This is a genomic window from Kitasatospora sp. NPDC003701 (assembly GCF_053587085.1).
In genome coordinates this window covers 1-17,331 of record NZ_JBSFNM010000003.1, presented here as the reverse complement: position 1 = coordinate 17,331, position 17,331 = coordinate 1, and the positions used below count along the sequence as shown (strand labels likewise).

Below are 17,331 nucleotides of genomic sequence, written 5' to 3'. Positions count from 1 at the left end.
GGTCCCGGGCGCCAGTGGGCTGTGGTCCGGCGTCCACCACGGGCCCGGTCCGGGCCCGGGCGGCGCCGGCCGGGAGGGCCCGGGGAAGGCACCCGTTCGCGCCGGCGGACGTCAGGAAGCCGTCAAGGAGGGACCGTTGGGCGTAGGCCCCGCGTCAAGGCCGGCTGCGGCATCGGCGGACCGGGGCTCCACTGGAGCTGCGGGCCCGCACCGGCGGCCCGCGGTCACCCGGAAGGAACGTCCGCCATGAGCGACACCCAGGTCCTCTTCACCTTCGCCGCAGGCGCCGCCGAAGCCCGGCCGCTCGCCGCAGGCGCCGCTGAAGCCCGGCCGCTCGCCGCCGTCGAGCGCAACGCCCTGCCGCCGCGCCGCCGCGGTCTCGCGCCGGTCGCCGCCGTCCGGCCCGAGGGGGACGAGGACGACGACGAGCCGTCCGGCGCCGCCGCCCGGCAGCCGCGCGGTCGGGCCGCGCACTGCCGGATCGCCCTGCAGTACCTCGACTGACGCCGCCCCCGCCGCGCGCGACACCGCCGGCGCGACGCCCTCCCCGACCTCCCCGCAGGAGCAGCACGCCATGACGAAGCCGTCCGCCACCCCGCTCGCCGTCCTTCCCGTCCCCGTCCCCGCCCCCGCCGTTGCCCCCGCCCGCCGGGCCGACCCCGTACCGGGCGCCGGGCCGGCCTCGGCGCACGCCGCCGTGCCGAGCGCCGCGCCGAGCGCCGCACCGGTCGCCGCACCGCCGGCGGCCGCCGAGCCGCTCGGCGCCCCCTGGCCGGCCTCGGCGCACGCCGCCCCCGGCGGGGAGCTGCTGGTCGGCGGGGTCGGCCTCGCCGAGGCCGCCGACCGGTTCGGCACCCCGCTGTACGTCCTGGACGAGGACGAGGTGCGGGCCCGCGCCCGCGCCTACCGGCAGGCCCTGCCGCACGCCGACGTGCTCTACGCGGCCAAGGCGTTCCTCTGCAGCGCGATGGCCGACTGGGTCGCCGAGGAGGGCCTCGGCCTGGACGTCTGCTCCTCCGGCGAGCTCTGGCTGGCCGCCTCGGCCGGGTTCCCGGCGCAGCGGATCGTGCTGCACGGCAACGCCAAGACGCCGGAGGAGCTCCGGCTCGCCCGGCGGCTGCGGGTCGGCCGGATCGTCATCGACGGGCCGGGGGAGATCGCCCGGCTGGCCGCCCTGGTGGCCGCCGACACGCCGCAACGGGTGCTGGTCCGGGTCGTCCCGGGCATCGCGGCCGGCCACCACGCGGCGGTGCGCACGGGCGTCGGCGGCCAGAAGTTCGGCTTCCCGATCGAGGGCGGGGACGCGGCCGACGCGATCGCCCGGGTGCTGGCCCAGCCCGGGCTCGAACTGGTCGGCCTGCACTGCCACCTGGGCTCCCAGATCACCGGGACCGAGCCCTACCTGGCCGCCGTGGACACCGTGGTGGCGTTCCTGACCGAGCTGCGCGACCGGCACGGCGTCGAGCTGCCCGAACTGGACCTCGGTGGCGGCCACGGCATCCGCTACCTGCCCGGGGACGACGCCTTCGACCTCGCCGACTTCGCCGCCCGGGTGCCGCAGCGGCTCGCCGACCGCTGCGCCGGGGCCGGGCTCGCGGTGCCGCGCCTGGTGGTCGAGCCAGGCCGGGCCGTCGCCGGGCCGGCCGGGGTGGCCCTCTACCGGGTGCTGTCCGTGAAGCACGGCGCCGACGGGCGGGTCTTCGCCGCCGTCGACGGCGGCATGAGCGACAACCCGCGGCCCGCGCTCTACGGCTCCCCGTACACCGTGCGGCTGGTCGGCCGGCGCTCCGACGCCCCGACGGCCCGGGCGGACGTGGTCGGCCGGCACTGCGAGGCCGGCGACGTGCTGGTCCGCGACGCCGCCCTCCCGGCCGACCTGCGGGCCGGGGACCTGCTGGCCGTCCCGGCGGCCGGGGCCTACCAGCTCTCGATGGCCTCCGGCTACAACCTGGTCGGGCGCCCGGCCGTCGCGGCCGTCCGGGACGGCCGGGCCCGGCTGCTGATCCGCCGTGAGACCGTCGAGGACTACCGGGCCCGGGAGGTCGGCCGCTGACCGTGCCGGACCGCCGGTGGCGCGGCCCGCGCCGGCGGCCGCGAGGCCCGGGCCCGCGCCGGTGGCTACGAGACCCGGGCCGGTGCCGGTGGCTAGGACGCCCGGTGCACGACCTCCCCGTCGACGACGCTCAGCTCGACCCGGGCCTCCAGGATCGCCTTCGGGTCGAGGGTGAACAGGTCCTCGGAGAGCAGGACGAGGTCGGCGAGCTTGCCGGGGGTGAGCGACCCGAGGCGGTCGTCCAGGAAGTTGGCGTAGGCGCTGCCGAGGGTGTACCCGCGCAGGGCGGTGGCCAGCGAGACGGTCTCACCGTCCATCCACGGGTCGCCGCCGGCCAGGCCCCGGCGGGTGACGGCGGTGTAGAGGCCGACCAGCGGGTCCATCTCGGCGACGTTCCAGTCGCTGGAGAAGGCGAGCGTCGCACCGGCCTCCTGGAGGCTGCGCATCGGCCACGCCTTGGACCAGCGCCGCTCGCCCACCGCCTCGGCCCAGTCCTTGCCGGGGCCGGCGATGTCGGGGGAGCAGTGCCGGGGCTGCATGCAGGCGACCACGCCGAGTTCGGCGAAGCGGGGCACGTCGGCCGGGTCGAGGCACTCGACGTGGACGACCTGGTGCCGGGCGTCGCGCGGGCCGTTGACCCGGCGGGCGTGCTCGACGGCGTCCAGCACGGTGCGGATGCCGCGGTCCCCGGTCGCGTGCACGAAGGCCTGGAAGCCGGCCGCGTCGAGCGCCGTCAGCAGCTCGGCGAACTCCTCGGCGGGGTAGAAGGTCTCGCCCCGGTGGCTGTGGTGGCCCGCGTAGGGCTCCAGCAGCGCGGCGGTGTGCGGCTCCACCACGTCGTCGATGTACAGCTTCAGCGGGCCGACCCGGAAGCGGTCGCCGGTGTGGCGGCGGGCGGCCGCGGCGAACTCGGCGAGCTCCGCCCCGGTGGTGCCGCGCGGGTGGAACAGCGCGGCGACCAGGCGCGAGCGCAGCCGGCCCTCGGCGATGGCCCGCTCGAACAGGGCGAGGTCGTCGAGCGAGTTCTGCGGTTCGACGACGGTGGTGATGCCGTAGCGGGCGGCCAGGTCGAGGCTGGCGGTGAGGCGTCCGTACTGCCGGTCCGGGTCGGCCCACGGCACGCCGGCCGCGCGCAGCGCGCGGTGCCCGTCGCGGGAGAGGCCGCGCACCGCGAAGTCGGTGAGGAAGCCGGTGGGTTCGCCGGTGGCCGGGTCCTTCCGGACGGTGCCGAAGGCGAGTTCGCGGGTGTCGGCGGTGATGCCGAGGCGGCGCAGCGCGGCGGTGTTGAGCCAGGCGGTGTGCACGTCGTAGCTGAGGACCAGGGCGGGGCGGTCGCCGGTGAACGGGTCGAGGTCGGCGGCGGTGGGCATCCGGCCGCCGGGTACGGCGGTGTAGTCGAAGGCCTCGGCCTCGATCCAGTCGGCGCCGGGGTTGCGGTCCAGCCACTCGGTGATCCGGCGGCCGATCTCGGGCAGGTCGGTGGCGCCGGCGAGTTGGACGCAGGCGGCGTCGGAGCCGAGCCGGACGTGGTTGTGGCTGTCGACGAAGCCGGGCACCAGCAGCCGCCCCCGGCCGTCCACCACCTCGGTGTCCGGGCCGGCCAGGGCGCGCCAGTCCTCGCCGTCGCCGACGTGGACGATCCGGCCGTCGCGGACGGCGACCGCCTCGGCGCGCGGGCGGCGGTCGTCCACGGTGTGAACGTGGGCGTTGTGGACGATCAGGTCGGCGGGGCGGTTCACGGGGTCTCCGAAACGGTGGCGGAAGCGGAAGCGGAAGCGGAAGCGGGAGCGGGGGTGCGGTCGGCGGGCGCGGCGGGAGCGTCGGGCCCGCCGGCGTCGGTGCGGCCGGCGTCGGCCTGGTCGGCCGGGAGGCTGAGCACCCAGTGGGTCGCGCTGCGCGGGCGCAGGTAGAGGAACCAGTACAGGACCCCGACGAGCAGCACGGCGAGGGTGATCAGCAGGTCCCGCGGGGCCTGCTGGGTGAGCGCGTAGCCGAGCACCACGGTGGTGAGCACGGGGGCGACGGGCCACAGCGGCATCCGCCAGGCGGCGGCGCCCCGGTGGCGGCCGCGCCGGGCGAGCAGCGCGGCGACGCCGAGCAGCAGGTAGATGACGGCGACGACGACCCCGGTGAAGCCGAGCAGCGCGTCGATCGGCACGGTCAGGGCCAGGACGGCGCCGGGCGCGCCGATCGCGAGCGTGGCGACCCACGGGGAGCCCCAGCGCGGGTGCAGCGTGCCGAGCGCCCGGTTGACCGGGTCGGGCCAGGTGCGGTCACGGGCCGACGCGTACAGCACCCGGCCGTTCTGGATCACCATGACGATGACGGCGTTGAGGATGGCGGCGGCGATGCAGAGGCTGACGAAGGTGCCCACGGTGCTGCCGGCCCAGGAGTCGACGATGGCGACCAGGTCGCCGGCCGCCAGCCGGTCGGGCGAGTCGACCCCGAGGCAGATCGCCACGACCGGGACGGTGATCACCACGACCCCGGCCAGCAACGACCAGAGCACCGTACGGGCGACCGAGCGGCGCGGGTCGCGCAGGTCCTCGGAGAGGTAGACGGCGGTGCCGAAGCCGTTGTAGGTGAACATCGCCACCGCGAGCCCGGAGATCAGCAGCCCGAGGGTGAACGGCCCGGTCCCGCCCTGCCCGTCCGGGACGACGGCGTGCACCAGCGAGGACACCGGCTGGTGGACGTGGGTGAAGCCGAGCACCGCGACGATGCCGGCGGCGAGCACTTCGAGCCCGAGGAAGACGCCGGTGATCAGGGCGTTGGACTTGATGTCCAGGACGCCGACCGCGACGGCCAGCGCCATCACGGCGGCGCCGGCGACCGCCGGGTCCAGCGAGAGCACCGAGCCGAGGTAGTCGGCGGTGCCGAGCGCGATGATCGGCGGGATGACCAGCAGCGAGACGATCGAGATCATGAAGACCAGCCAGCCGGCCAGCCGTCCGAGCACCTGGCCGACGATCGAGTACTCGCCGCCGGCGCTGGGCACCAGGGTGCCGAGTTCGGCGTAGCAGAGGCCGACGCCCAGCGAGAGCACGGCGGCCAGCAGCAGGCTGATCACGGCGCCGCTGCCCTGCGACATCAGCAGCGGGGGCACCACGATGAAGAGCGACGAGGCCGGGGTGACGCAGGACAGGGTCAGCAGGACCCCGCCGAAGACGCCCAGTGAACGGGGGAGCGCCTCGACCGCGGGCCGGGGGGAGCCGGCGGGCTGTGGGGGAGGGGAAGAGACCATCGGGGGACCGGACTCTCTCACGGGGAAGGTGTCCGACCATTGAAGGGTGGGTGAAAAGAAGGCGTCAAGGCCTTTGGGCTGTCATTTCGCCCAAGGAATCGACTGGTGCCTGCGAATCATTTGCTGATCTTGCATGGAGCCTACTGAATGCCTATCGGATGGGCAGATCGTAGGTGTAGGACTCCTTGACGATGTCGAGGTGCACCCAGGACTCCGAGCGCGTCACACCGGGCAGCGCGCGCAGCGTCTCCAGGCCGCGCAGCAGCGCCGGGCGGTCCGGGGCGTCCAGCCCGCAGACCAGGTCGAACCGGCCGTAGCCGGACGCCACGTAGTTGACGCCCGGCAGCGCGGCGGCGGCCTCCGCGACCTCCCGCACCGGCCCGTGCACCCCGAGCCCCACCCCGGCGGCCTCCCGGACGCCGAGCGCGCGCGACTCCACCAGGCCGGTCACGTGCACCGCGCCGACCTCCAGCAGGCGCAGCACCCGCGCCCGGGTGGCCGGCTGGGAGAGGCCGATCCGCTCCGCCAGCGCGGCGAAGCTGGCCCGCCCGTCCGCCTGGAGCAGCCCGAGCAGCCGGCGGTCGGCCTCGTCCAGTGCGGGCAGCGTGCCCGTCCGCGGGGCCGGGGCGGCCTGCGCGTACGCGTCCCGGACCAGCTCGGTGCAACGGAACACCTCCACGCCGCGCACCCCCGCGACCGCGCGCAGCGCGGCGAACTCGCGCTCCAGCGCCGCGTCGTCGGCCACCCTGAGCTCGGCCACCACGCCCTGCGGACCGGCGGTGCAGGAGACGAAGCTGGCCGCCCGCCGCCCGGCCGCCGCCGCGGCCACCGGCCAGGCCGGGCCGGCGACGTCCAGGGAGACGTGGGCGACGGTGGTGATCCCGGCGACGGCCGGCGGCACGATGCCGACGATCCGCACCTCGCCCCGGGTCAGCAGCCGCTGCACCCGGGCCCGCGCGGCCTCCCGGGAGATCTCCAGCAACTCGGCGAGCCGCTGGTAGCTGACGCGGCCGTCGCGCTGGAGTTCGCGTACGAGGGCGGCGTCCGTGGTGTCGAGCACGAGGGGCTCCCGGGGCGGCGGGGTGGCTGGTCCCGGCAATCTATCCGGCCGCTCCCGGGCCCCGGGCACGCGGGTCGGCCGGGCGGGCCGGGGGCGCGGGTTCGGGGCGCTTCGCGCCGGTGGCGGGGACGAGTCCGCTGCCGGTGGAGGGTTACCGCAGGTGGGGCGCGTCGTTGTCCAGGCATGAGAAACGACCTCCAGGCCTTCGCCATCGCGGGTGAAGAAACGATTCCTCATGAGCAGGCCCCGATCTTCACGCACCTTGTCGCGCTCTGGATCGGCTACGGGCGGACGGTGCCCGGCCACGTCGACCACGAATGGCACCGGCTGGTGCAGCCGCCCCGGTTCTCCCCGCCCGTCCTCGTCGCCCCGGGGCAGCCGGAATGACCGGGCGGGAGACGCCGCACGTCCCCCCGCAGCGCTCCGGCGCGGAGGCGACGGCCCTGGACCTCGACCTGCGGGCGGTCGTCTGCCCCGGGCTCAGCGTCTGCGTGAAGGCGCGCCTGCGCTACGACGTGACCGAGCCGTACGCGGTCTACCTGGACAGCCACGTCGACCGGGCCGAGCCGATCACCTGGATGTTCGCGCGGGAGCTGCTGGCGGCGGGGGTGACGCGGGAGGTGGGCATCGGCGACGTGTCGATCCGCCCGGGCACCGGGGAGGACGCCGGCACCGTCCTGGTCGCGCTCGGCGGGGACGAGGGCAGCGTCGTGCTGCGGGCCCGGGCCGCCGAGGTCATGTCCTTCCTCCGGCGCGCGGACGGCCTCGTCCCGCCCGGCCGGGAGCACGAGTACGTCGACCTGGACGGCCTGGTGCGCCGCCTGCTCGACCACGGACGGCCGGGGCCGTGACGGGCCGGGGGCCGGGTCCGAGGCGGGGCCGGCCCGCGCGTTGGGCGGTCGGGGCCCGGGCGGTCGGGGCGGGGTCCCGGTGCGCGCCGTCCCCGGCGAGGCTCGGCGTGGCGCCGGCGGCGCGGGTCGCGCGGACCGCGACACGGTCCGGGTGACGAGGTCGGTGGGCGGGGAGGCGACGACGGCGATCGTGGCCCCGGCGGGGCTCGGCACCACCGGACCGCTGCTGTCACCGCCGAACACCGCGGTCGTGCGTCCGACGGGGCCCGTCAGCCGGAGCCCGTCCCTCCCGGGGCCGCCGGTGACGACGCGCTTCCGGTCGGGTGTGAACGCCACCGGGGTCCGCGGCGTCCCGAGGGCGGCGAGGACGGCGAGGTCACCCACCGGCTCCCCGGCTGCGCCCGTCGCACCGGTTGCCCTGCGGGGGTGTCCCGCCCCTCGGTACCGGGGGCCGGGTTCCCCGCCGAGCGGGAGCGTGCTCTCCCGGTCAGGCGGTCTTGGCGGGCGGGGTCGCGGCCTGCTGCTCGTTCTTCTCCTTGATCCGCACGGCCTCCTTGCGGACCTCGGCCTGGACGGTGCGCTCGCGCTCCAGCCAGGTGGGGTTCTCCGTCTTCAGGGCCTCGATCTGCTCGGTGGTGAGCGCCTCGGTGACGCCGCCGCGGGCCAGGCCCGAGACGGAGACGCCGAGCTTGGCCGCGACGACCGGGCGGGGGTGCGGGCCGTTGCGGCGCAGGTCCTGGAGCCATGCGGGCGGGTCGGCCTGCAGGGTGTTGAGCTCCTCGCGGGAGATCACGCCCTCCTGGAACTCGGCGGGGGCGGCGTTGAGGTAGATGCCCAGCTTCTTGGCGGCCGTGGCCGGCTTCATGGTCTGGGTCGTCTTCGACTTGAGCGGTGTCATGGTCATAAGGGTAAGCGAGTGAGTGGCGGCCCCGATCACGGTCGGTAGCCTTGCAGCGTGACAGAGATGCAGGCGAACCCCTCGTTCCGGCTGGTATACGTTCCGGGCGTGACACCCGGTAAGTGGGTGCGCGTCTGGGAGGAGCGGCTGCCCGACGTCCCGCTCACCCTGGTCGCGGTACCGGTGGAGGACGGCGCGCGGACGCTGCTGGAGGACGCCGCCGACGCCGGGCTGGTCCGGCTCCCGGTCGACCGGGACAGCCTGAGCGCGATCCCGCTCTACACCGAGACCACGGTGATCGTCTTCCCGAAGGACCACTGGCTGGCGGCGGCCGACGAGGTGGCCGTCACCGACCTCGCCGAGGAGGTCGTCTTCCACCCGCTGGACGACACCCTGGACTGGCAGGGCCTGCCCGGACGCCCGGCGATCGAGCGCCCGGCCACCACGGCGGACGCGATCGAACTGGTGGCGGCGGGGGTCGGCGTCCTCCTCGTCCCGCAGTCGCTCGCCCGGCTGCACCACCGCCGGGACCTCACCTTCCGGACGGTGGCGGACGCACCGCAGTCGCAGATCGCCCTGGCCTGGCAGCTGGACCGGACGACCGACCTGATCGAGGAGTTCATCGGCATCGTCCGGGGCCGGACGGTCAACAGCTCGCGCGGACGGGGCCAGACGGCTCCCGCGGCCGACCAGCCGAAGCAGAAGCCCGGCGCGGCGGCCGGCCGGCCGCGCGCCGGCTCCGGCAAGGCCGCGGCGGGGGGCAGGGCGGGCGCCGGGGGCAAGGCGGCCGCCGGCGGCAGGTCCGGGGGCGGGAAGTCCGGCGGCGGCAAGCCCGCCGCCGGGAAGTCGGGCGGCGGCAAGGCCGGCGCCGCCCGCAAGGGCCGCCCCCGCCGCTCCTCCTGAGCCACCCCGTCGGCCTCCGCCCCCGCCCCGGCTCCCGCCCGGCGAGGACGGAGGCCGACGGCGTGCCGGACCGGTCCCCGCCCGGGGGCTTCGTCCGTCCTGGCGGGGATGGGGCCGGAGCGGCTACGGGCGGACCGCTCCGTGCTCCAGGTAGACGGTCGCGGACCGCGTCCTGGCGGCGCAGGCGGCGTGGACGCGTCGGGCGAGGCGCGGAACGAGGAGTTCGTCGAGCCGGCCGGTGGGGTGGAAGGCGTACTCGCCGATCTCCACCCGGTCGACGGCGATGCGGTCCAGCTCGTCGGGCGGGAGGACGCCGCCGTCGAAGACGAGGAGGAGCTTGTCGCCCTCGTCGGGGTGGGGTGCCCAGTCGGCGACGAGCAGGCGGCCGAGCGGCGGGGTGATGCCGAGCTCCTCCCCGACCTCGCGGGCCGCGCCCTCGCTCGGGGTCTCTCCGGCGTGGAGGTAGCCGCCGGGGATCTCCCAGCCGGGCTTGTAGGTCGGCTTCACCAGGAGGACGCGGTGGTCCGGGTCGAAGAAGAGCACGCCGGCGGCGGTCCGGGGCCGGGCCACGACCTCGTGGAACGGGGAGTCGCTCATGGCGACGACCGTAGCCGCTGCGTGAAGCCGGCCGGCGAACGGCCGGCGTCGCCGGGCCGGCGGCGGACCCGGCCGGAGCCGGTGGACGCGATCGGGTGCCGGTGATCGGAGCCCGTGGCTCCGCTTCCCGGTGCACTGCGGGGTCGTCCGGCGGTGGTGACCGGATCGACCATCACCCTTGCCCGGAAAGTGACTTGACGGACAGCCAGATCTCGGCCGGATTCATGCGGATTGTACGATGAGGCGTATGGGACCCTTGAAGCCCGACTATCCCGAGATGGCCGTCGGCCTGATCTGCTTCTTCCTCCTCTTCGGCGTTCTCGGTCGGATCCTGCTGCCCCGCCTCGAACGCACCCTCGCCCGCCGACGGGACGCCATCGAGGGCGGGGTCGAACGCGCGGAGGCAGCTCGGGCCGAGGCGGAACGCACCTTCCTGGAGTACAAGCAGGAGCTCGCCGCCGCCCACCACGAGGCCGCCCGGATCCGCCAGGAGGCCGCCGAGCAGGGCGCCGCGCTGCTCGCCGCGGCCCGCGAGGAGGGCCAGCGCGAGCGGGCCGGACTCCTCGCCACCGCGCACGCCCAACTCGCCGTGGACCAGGCGCTGGCAGCGGTCTCCCTCCAGGCGAACGTCGGCGAACTCGCCACCGAGCTGGCCGGCCGGATCGTCGGCGAGCCGCTCGACGCCTTCGCCGCGCGGCGCGGCACGGTCGAGCGGTTCTTCGCCGAGCGCTGACCGCGCACGACCAGCACGCCCCGGGTCCTGTCCGGCCGATCCGGCCCGGCAGGACCCGAGGCGTTCAGGCCGTGGTCGGCCGGGCAGGACCCGATCGCGAGGCCCGCGTCGCCGCCGGCCACCGAGGGGGCTCGCCGGGAGTTCCGCGGCCGGGCCAGGCGAGGTCGTCGACGGCGAGGAACGGCTCGCCCGCCACGGTCGCCGGGGTCGCCCCGCCGACTACCGCGCCGTTCCGGGCGCGACGGTCGCGTTGCTGCCCGGTCTCGGACACTCACCCCTCCTCGAGGATCCGCCCCGGACCGCCGCGCCCCTGCTGGCCTTCACCACGATCCACGCCGTACGGGCGGACTGAACGACGAGCAGGGGTGCCACGCGCGGCGGTGGCCCCCGTGGAGGACGCGGAGGGCCACCCGCGCGGGCGTGGAAAAGTGCTGGCCGCGGCGAGGCTCCCGCTGGCATGCTGGCCGGGTGGAGAGACCGGAGATCTGGCTGAGCATCGCCCCCGACCTGCACGTCTTCCTCGCCGCCGGGCGGAGGTCGGAGCGGATCGCGCTGCGAACCGACGGGGCCTCGACGCTCGGACACGTGGTGGAGTCCCTCGGCGTTCCGCTCACCGAGGTCGGCACCCTGCTCGCGGACGGCCGGCCGGTGGCCGGCTCCCACATTCCCGTGGACGGCGAGCTGATCTCGGTGCAGGCCGTGCGCAGGCCCCAACCGTTCGCCGAGCCGCCGCGGTTCCTGCTCGACGTCCACCTCGGGACGCTCGCGCGCCGGCTGCGGCTGCTGGGCGTCGACGCCGCCTACGAGAACCCGGACATCGGCGACGCGGCGCTCGCCGCGCGCTCGGCCGCCGAGCAGCGGGTGCTGCTCTCGCGCGACCGGGGCCTGCTGCGGCGGCGCGAGATCTGGGCGGGCGCCTATGTCTACAGCCACCGGCCCGCCGACCAGCTGCGGGACGTCCTGTCGCGGTTCGCGCCCCCGCTCGCCCCGTGGAGCCGCTGCACCACCTGCAACGGGACGCTCCGGACCGTCACCAAGACCTCGGTGCAGGACCAGCTCCAGGACGGTACCGAGCGGTCGTACGACGCGTTCGCGCAGTGCACCGACTGCGGGCAGGCCTACTGGCGGGGCGCGCACCATGCCACCCTGGAGGCCATCGTGGCCGATGCCGTCCGGGAGTTCGGGGCCCCGGCGGTCGCCTGAGCTGAGCTGGACGTGGACCTGGGCCTGGGTCTGAGCGGGGCCTGGGCCTGAGCGGGCCGGCTGCGGTGCCGCTCAGGCGCGGGCGCCCGCCTCGGCGCGGGCGTGCAGCAGGCCGGTGACGAGTGCGTCGGCGGCGGGCCCGAGGAGGTCCCGGGCGCCGGGGGACGGCTCCAGACCGCGCACCAGGGCGATACCGATCTCGGCGGCCTCGCCCGGGCCGACGCACCCGGCCCGCCCCGCCCCGGTGGCCCGCTCCGCCTCCCCGAGCGGGCCAGCCTCCCCGAACAGGCCGGCGAACAGCCCGGTGAGCAGCTCCCGCAGTTCGCTGCCGAAGGCGGCACACGCGGGTGCGAACAACCGGGCCCCGCCGTCCAGCAGTTCGGCGGTGTGCGGGGAGTCCCCGGCGAGGGTCAGGGCGAGGTCGAGCTTGGCGGCGAGGACGCCGCGGACGCGCTCGGCGTGCGGGACGCCCGGTGCGGCGGCGGCCCGCCGGGCCCGCGCGAGCGCCTGCCGGTGCAGGCGCTCGCCGAGCTGCCGGAAGGCGTCGTCCTTGCCGCGGACGTACTGGTAGACCGCCGACCGGGACACGCCCATGGTGCCGGCGATGTCGTCCATCGTCGTGCGCCGTACGCCGTACCGGGTGAGGCAGGTGTAGGCGGCGTCGAGGACCTCGTCGAGCCGGTCGGCGGCCACGGCCGTCAGGCCAGCTTCTTGAGCAGCTCGGTGGCGAGCGGCGCGGAGGAGGACGGGTTCTGGCCGGTGACCAGGTTGCGGTCGACGACCACCTTCGGGGCCCACGGCTCGCCCTCCTGGAAGTCGGCGCCGGCCGCGACCAGGCGGTCCTGGAGCAGCCACTTCGCCTTGTCGGCGAGGCCGGCCTGGATCTCCTCGGCGTTGGTGAAGCCGGTCAGCCGGTAGCCCGCGAAGGCGTTGCCGCCGTCCGGCAGCTCGGCGGCCAGCAGCGCGGCCGGGGCGTGGCAGACCACCCCGAGCGGCTTGCCGGAGGCCAGGGCGTCGACCAGCAGGCGGCCGGAGACGGGGTCGACGGCGAGGTCCTCCATCGGGCCGTGGCCGCCCGGGTAGAAGACGGCGTCGTACTCGGCGAGGTCCACGTCCTCCAGTCGCACGGGGTGCCGGAGCTCGGTGAAGGCCTCCAGGCCGGCCGCGATGTCGTCGGCGCCCTCCTGGCCGCCGTTGAACTCGGGGGCCAGGCTGCCCTGGTCGACGGTCGGGACGACCCCGCCCGGCGTGGCGACGGTGACGTCGTGGCCGGCGGCCTTGAACGCCCGGTAGGGGGCGACGGCCTCCTCGGCCCAGAAGCCGGTGGGGTGCCGGGTGCCGTCGGCGAGCGTCCAGTAGGTGGCGCCGGTGACGACGAAGAGGATCTTCGACATGCGGGGGCTCTTCTCTGCGGGCGGGCCCGACGGGCCCGGGAGTACGGTCTGACGCCCTGGAACCACTGACGTTCCGAGTGCGGACCGTCAGTTCGGCGATGGACCCGACGATAGGCCGGGCGCCCCGACGGTCACCAATGGCAGATCCGATGAGTGCCATAGGCATTCCAATGGGTCTCGGGGACTAGGCTGGTCGGGTGAACCACCCCGACGCCGAGCGGCCCGCACCTCCTCCGGCACTGCCGTCCGGGCCCGCCGACCTCAACCTGCTGCGCACCTTCCTGGCCGTCCACCGGGCCGGGTCGTTCACCGCCGCCGCCCAGGTGCTGGGCCTCTCCCAGCCCACGGTGACCACCCAGATCCGCGCCCTGGAGCGTCAGGGCGGGCGCGAGCTGTTCGAACGGCTGCCGCGCGGGGTGGCCCCGACTCCGGTGGCGGACGAGCTCGCCGCCCGGATCGCCGGGCCGCTCGACGCGCTCGCGGCCGCCACCGGTACCGGCGTCCACCCCGGGGCCGGGGCCGAACCCGTCCACCTGGCCGGGCCCGCCGAACTGCTCGGCACGCTCGTGCTGCCCGCGCTCGCCCCGCTGGTCGCCGAGGGCGTGCGGCTGCGGGTGACCGCGGGCCTGACCGATCCGCTGCTGGAGGAGCTGCGCGCGGGCCGGTACGACCTGGTCATCGCGACGAGCCGACCGCGCGGGCGCACCCTGTCGGCCGTGCCGCTGGGGGACGAGGAGTTCGTGCTGGTCGCCGCGCCGGTCTGGGCCGAGCGCGTGCGCGGGCGGCTCGCGGCGGAGGGCCCGGCCGCCCTGCACGAGGTGCCGCTGGTCGCGTACGCCGAGGACCTGCCGATCGTCCGCCGCTACTGGCGGCACGTGTACGGCCGCCGGCTCAGCTGCCGGGCCGCCCTCACCGTGCCCGATCTGCGTGGCGTCGTCGCCGCCGTCGCCGCCGGGGCGGGCTTCGCGGTCGTCCCGCGCTACCTCTGCGCGGACCGGCTGGCCGACGGCGGGCTGGTCCTGCTGGAGGACCCGGAGGACCCGCCGATCAACACCGGCTACCTCGTCCAGCGCCCCGGCGCGGAGGCGGGCCCGCAGCTGACCCGGGTCCGTGACCACCTGCTGGCGGCCGCCCGGACGTGGTGACGGCCCGGCCCCGCCCGCCGGTTCGCCGGAGGCTGCGAGAGCCCCGGACCGGGCCCCGGACCAGGGGTCGGACCAGGGCCGCGTCCCTTGACAGGTGGTTCGGGTGCTGGATTACTTGGCCTGTCGAACGCTGACCGAATGATCGGTCGGTGCCTGAGGTGGGGCGGAGACGGCGAAGGAGACGCGATGAGCGCTGGAGCGACCGGACCGGCCCGCTCGGATGTGCGCCGGGGGGAGCCGCTCCCGGCCGAGCTGCTCGACGCCGGGGAGCGGATGACCGGCGAGGAGCTGGCGGAGCACCAGCTGAAGCACCTCCGGGCCACCCTGCGCCACGCGTACGACCAGGTCGAGCTCTACCGGCGGAAGTTCGACGCGGCCGGGGTGGCTCCCGAGGACTGCCGGACCCTCGCCGACCTGGCCCGGTTCCCCTTCACCACCAAGGCCGACCTGCGGGAGGGCTACCCCTTCGGGATGTTCGCCGTCCCGATGGAGGAGGTCCGGCGGATCCACGCCTCCAGCGGCACCACCGGCCGGCCCACCGTGGTCGGGTACACCGACCACGACCTCTCGGTCTGGGCCGATGTCGTGGCCCGTTCCATCCGGGCGGCCGGCGGCCGGCGCGGCCACAAGGTGCACGTCGCCTACGGGTACGGGCTGTTCACCGGCGGCCTGGGCGCGCACTACGGCGCCGAGCGGGCGGGCTGCACCGTGATCCCCGCCTCGGGCGGCATGACGGCCCGGCAGGTGCAGATCATCCAGGACTTCCGGCCCGAGATCATCATGGTCACCCCCTCCTATCTGCTCACCCTCCTCGACGAGTTCGAGAAGCAGGGCGTCGATCCGCGCGGTACTTCGCTGCGGGTCGGCATCTTCGGCGCCGAGCCGTGGACGGAGGCGATGCGCCGCGAGATCGAGGAGCGGATGGACATCCACGCCGTCGACATCTACGGCCTCTCCGAGGTGATGGGCCCGGGTGTGGCCCAGGAGTGCGTGGAGACCAAGGACGGGCTGCACATCTGGGAGGACCACTTCTACCCGGAGGTGGTGGACCCGCTCACGGACCGGGTGCTACCGGACGGCGAGAGCGGCGAGATCGTGTTCACCTCGCTGACCAAGGAGGCGCTGCCCGTCATCCGGTACCGCACCGGCGACCTCACCCGCCTGCTGCCCGGGACGGCCCGGCCCGCCTTCCGGCGGATGGCGAAGGTCACCGGCCGCTGCGACGACATGATCATCCTGCGCGGGGTGAACGTCTTCCCCACCCAGATCGAGGAGATCCTGCTCCGCACCCCCGCCGTGGCGCCGCACTTCCAGCTCCGCCTCACCCGCCGGGGCCGGCTGGACCACATGGCGGTCCGCGTCGAGGCCCGCCCCGACGCCGCGCCCGAGCAGCGGGAGGCCGCCGCGTCGGCGATCGCCCGGGGCGTGAAGGACGGCGTCGGCGTCACCGTGGAGGTCGAGGTGGTGGACCCGTACACGCTGGAGCGCTCGGTGGGCAAGATCCGCCGGGTGACGGACCTGCGGGAGCGGTGAGCGGGGCGGGCGCGTGCGGCGGGGGCGTCGCGGCGCAGGCGCGCGGGCGCGGTCGGAGGCCGTCGCTCACTTCTCGACGAGGACGATGTCCTCGATCTTGCGGGTCATCCTGATCGTGTTGCCGTTGATCTCGACGACGTGCTGGAGCCCGGTGACGGAGGTGGTCTGCTCGGGGAGGAAGAACTCCTCGCCCGCACCGGCCAGATAGGCGGGGAAGCAGGTGAGGGAGGGCCCGAAGAGGCGGATGTAGTCCGCGAGGCGGCGGAAGAGCTTCGGCAGGATCACCTGGTGGTCGGTGATCGAGGCGAGGTCGTCGATGGTGGCGCCGTCGGTGGTGACGTCGTGGGCCCAGACGCTGGTGGGCGCCTTCGTCGCCCGCGCCTGCTGGGAGGTGGCGGTCATGTCGAGGCGCAGCTCGTCGGGGAGGTTGTTGTAGAAGGTCGGGTAGACCAGGCCGAGTTCCAGCAGGTGGTGGTTGGCGGTCTGGTGCAGCAGGGCCGGGGGCACGTCGATCCGCCGGCCGTTCGGGACGTTCGCCGGGAGGTCGCCCCGGCCGACCAGCGCGACACAGCGGCCGTAGGTGTCGGCACCGCTGGCGAGGACGAATCCGCGGACGGTCTCGGGGGTCGAGCCGGTGACCTTCCCGTCCTCGCCCCGGACCACGTCGCTGAAGCCCAGCCAGGAGATCAGCTCGTCGCGGGCGCCGGCGGCGCCCAGGTCCATCGGCTGGTGGACGGGGTCGGGGCTGACACCCGGGTAGTGGGTCTCCAGGGCGTCGATGCCCTCCATGCGGATCTTGCCGCCGCCGCGGCTGTTGCGTTCGACCCGGTTCTTGCCGGGCACGTCGCACCAGAAGCCCGGATCCTGCGGAAGGAAGTGCACGGTGTCCCCGTCGGGCTCGCTGCCGATGAGCCGGTACGTTCCCTTGATCGCCAGCATGGGCACGGGTTGCCTCCGGAAGGTGGGTGATGGGGCACTCATTGTTGCTCCGGGCCCGAACCGGTCCGGTGACCGGCGGCGATGCATTCGGGTGCCGCGACGCGTGCGGAGGTGCGGCGGGGGCGCGCGACCGGAGATCGGCGCCGTGCCCGTACGGGTGAGCCCTCTACGATGTGGCCATGAGCGGGAGCCTTCGGCTATCAGGTGCACATCGGTCGCAGCAGCCGGGCGACCAGCAGCGGCCGGGCGACCAGCAGCGGCCGGGCGACCAGCAGCGGCCGGGCGACGAGCAGCTGCCTGGTGCTGAGCAGCCGCCTGGCACTGAGTCGCGGCCCGGCGACGACGGGCGGCCCGGTGGCACCGGACAGCCGGGGAACGACGAGCGGCTGGAGACGGCGGCCGCCATCCTCGCACTGCTCGCCGACCGCACCCGGCTCGCGCTGATGCAGCGCCTCGGAGAGGGCGAGGCGGACGTGACGACGCTGACCGAGGCGTGCGGCGCCGCGCGGCCGTCGGTCAGCCAGCACCTGGGCAAGCTCCGGCTGGCGGGCCTGGTCACCACCCGCAAGGACGGGCGCCGCGTGGTCTACGCCCTGCGGCACGGGCATCTGCGCCGGCTGGTCAACGAGGCGCTCAATGTCGCCGACCACCAGATCAGCGGGCTGCCGCCGCACGACTGAGCGGCCGGTACCGAGCCGGTTGCCAGCCCGGCCCGGCCCGGCCCGGCCCGGCCCGGCCCGGCCCGGCCCGGCCCGGCCCGGCCCGGCCCGGCCCGGCC

18 protein-coding genes and 1 pseudogene are annotated in these 17,331 nt (G+C 75.6%); 10 read left to right on the top strand and 9 right to left on the bottom strand.

Annotation, left to right across the window (positions count from 1 at the left end):
- The first annotated feature begins 246 nt into the window (after positions 1-246).
- Both ACWDRR_RS03725 and lysA read left to right on the top strand, forming a co-directional pair.
- Positions 247-504 (top strand): hypothetical protein, encoded by a 258-nt coding sequence (locus tag ACWDRR_RS03725; RefSeq protein ID WP_449770551.1) that lies wholly within the window; start codon positions 247-249, stop codon positions 502-504.
- A 70-nt stretch (positions 505-574) separates the two neighbouring features.
- Positions 575-2,053, top strand: coding sequence for a diaminopimelate decarboxylase (lysA, locus tag ACWDRR_RS03720; RefSeq protein WP_449770550.1), 1,479 nt, complete (start codon positions 575-577; stop codon positions 2,051-2,053).
- Positions 2,054-2,145: 92 nt separating this feature from the next.
- Here lysA and ACWDRR_RS03715 read toward each other — a convergent pair whose 3' ends face one another.
- The 3 genes from ACWDRR_RS03715 to ACWDRR_RS03705 form a co-directional block, all read right to left on the bottom strand.
- Positions 2,146-3,792, bottom strand: coding sequence for an amidohydrolase (locus ACWDRR_RS03715; protein WP_449770549.1), 1,647 nt, complete (start codon positions 3,790-3,792; stop codon positions 2,146-2,148).
- Entirely contained in the window at positions 3,789-5,297 is a 1,509-nt protein-coding gene (locus ACWDRR_RS03710) for an APC family permease (protein WP_449770548.1), read from the bottom strand. Before ACWDRR_RS03710 ends, ACWDRR_RS03715 begins: the two co-directional genes overlap by 4 nt.
- Positions 5,298-5,448: 151 nt before the next feature.
- Positions 5,449-6,357 carry an Lrp/AsnC family transcriptional regulator gene (locus ACWDRR_RS03705; protein ID WP_449770547.1) on the bottom strand — a complete coding sequence of 303 codons (909 nt, stop codon included), beginning with the start codon at positions 6,355-6,357 and terminating at the stop codon, positions 5,449-5,451.
- 183 nt (positions 6,358-6,540) lie between these two features.
- Between ACWDRR_RS03705 and ACWDRR_RS03700 the strand changes: the two genes are divergently transcribed.
- Together ACWDRR_RS03700 and ACWDRR_RS03695 are read left to right on the top strand one after the other, a co-directional pair.
- On the top strand, positions 6,541-6,744 hold the full coding sequence (locus tag ACWDRR_RS03700) for a hypothetical protein (RefSeq protein ID WP_449770546.1): 204 nt from the start codon (positions 6,541-6,543) through the stop codon (positions 6,742-6,744).
- Complete coding sequence (locus ACWDRR_RS03695) at positions 6,741-7,208, top strand: SsgA family sporulation/cell division regulator (RefSeq protein ID WP_449770545.1); 468 nt, start codon at positions 6,741-6,743, stop codon at positions 7,206-7,208. Before ACWDRR_RS03700 ends, ACWDRR_RS03695 begins: the two co-directional genes overlap by 4 nt.
- A gap of 487 nt (positions 7,209-7,695) precedes the next feature.
- Here the strand turns inward: ACWDRR_RS03695 and ACWDRR_RS03690 are convergent, their stop codons facing one another.
- On the bottom strand, positions 7,696-8,106 hold the full coding sequence (locus ACWDRR_RS03690) for a DUF5997 family protein (protein WP_449770544.1): 411 nt from the start codon (positions 8,104-8,106) through the stop codon (positions 7,696-7,698).
- Positions 8,107-8,163: 57 nt separating this feature from the next.
- Between ACWDRR_RS03690 and ACWDRR_RS03685 the strand changes: the two genes are divergently transcribed.
- Complete coding sequence (locus ACWDRR_RS03685) at positions 8,164-9,009, top strand: LysR family substrate-binding domain-containing protein (RefSeq protein ID WP_449770543.1); 846 nt, start codon at positions 8,164-8,166, stop codon at positions 9,007-9,009.
- A 123-nt stretch (positions 9,010-9,132) separates the two neighbouring features.
- Here ACWDRR_RS03685 and ACWDRR_RS03680 read toward each other — a convergent pair whose 3' ends face one another.
- Positions 9,133-9,606, bottom strand: a complete 474-nt coding sequence (locus ACWDRR_RS03680; protein WP_449770542.1) for an NUDIX domain-containing protein — start codon at positions 9,604-9,606, stop codon at positions 9,133-9,135.
- 247 nt (positions 9,607-9,853) lie between these two features.
- Between ACWDRR_RS03680 and ACWDRR_RS03675 the strand changes: the two genes are divergently transcribed.
- Positions 9,854-10,339, top strand: coding sequence for a F0F1 ATP synthase subunit B family protein (locus ACWDRR_RS03675; RefSeq protein WP_449770541.1), 486 nt, complete (start codon positions 9,854-9,856; stop codon positions 10,337-10,339).
- A 64-nt stretch (positions 10,340-10,403) separates the two neighbouring features.
- Here the strand turns inward: ACWDRR_RS03675 and ACWDRR_RS03670 are convergent.
- Positions 10,404-10,553 (bottom strand): annotated as a pseudogene (locus ACWDRR_RS03670) (AraC family transcriptional regulator); the annotation flags it as partial.
- Positions 10,554-10,807: 254 nt separating this feature from the next.
- Here ACWDRR_RS03670 and ACWDRR_RS03665 point away from each other — a divergent pair.
- A complete protein-coding gene (locus tag ACWDRR_RS03665; RefSeq protein WP_449770540.1) occupies positions 10,808-11,542 on the top strand; it encodes a Mut7-C RNAse domain-containing protein in 735 nt (244 codons plus the stop codon).
- Positions 11,543-11,614: 72 nt separating this feature from the next.
- On the opposite strand, the gene ACWDRR_RS03660 is transcribed toward ACWDRR_RS03665, so the two are convergent.
- Together ACWDRR_RS03660 and ACWDRR_RS03655 are read right to left on the bottom strand one after the other, a co-directional pair.
- Positions 11,615-12,235, bottom strand: a complete 621-nt coding sequence (locus ACWDRR_RS03660) for a TetR/AcrR family transcriptional regulator (RefSeq protein ID WP_449770539.1) — start codon at positions 12,233-12,235, stop codon at positions 11,615-11,617.
- Positions 12,236-12,240: 5 nt separating this feature from the next.
- Positions 12,241-12,936: a type 1 glutamine amidotransferase domain-containing protein gene (locus ACWDRR_RS03655; RefSeq protein WP_449770538.1), complete on the bottom strand. Its 696-nt coding sequence runs from the start codon at positions 12,934-12,936 to the stop codon at positions 12,241-12,243.
- Positions 12,937-13,133: 197 nt separating this feature from the next.
- Between ACWDRR_RS03655 and ACWDRR_RS03650 the strand changes: the two genes are divergently transcribed.
- Both ACWDRR_RS03650 and paaK read left to right on the top strand, forming a co-directional pair.
- Positions 13,134-14,081, top strand: coding sequence for a LysR family transcriptional regulator (locus tag ACWDRR_RS03650; protein ID WP_449770537.1), 948 nt, complete (start codon positions 13,134-13,136; stop codon positions 14,079-14,081).
- Between the two features lie 186 nt (positions 14,082-14,267).
- Positions 14,268-15,614: a phenylacetate--CoA ligase PaaK gene (paaK, locus tag ACWDRR_RS03645; protein WP_449770536.1), complete on the top strand. Its 1,347-nt coding sequence runs from the start codon at positions 14,268-14,270 to the stop codon at positions 15,612-15,614.
- A 66-nt stretch (positions 15,615-15,680) separates the two neighbouring features.
- On the opposite strand, the gene ACWDRR_RS03640 is transcribed toward paaK, so the two are convergent.
- Complete coding sequence (locus ACWDRR_RS03640; protein ID WP_449770796.1) at positions 15,681-16,553, bottom strand: nuclease; 873 nt, start codon at positions 16,551-16,553, stop codon at positions 15,681-15,683.
- A 386-nt stretch (positions 16,554-16,939) separates the two neighbouring features.
- On the opposite strand from ACWDRR_RS03640, the gene ACWDRR_RS03635 reads away from it, so the two are divergent.
- Positions 16,940-17,233, top strand: coding sequence for an ArsR/SmtB family transcription factor (locus tag ACWDRR_RS03635; RefSeq protein WP_387886677.1), 294 nt, complete (start codon positions 16,940-16,942; stop codon positions 17,231-17,233).
- Positions 17,234-17,331 lie beyond the last annotated feature (98 nt).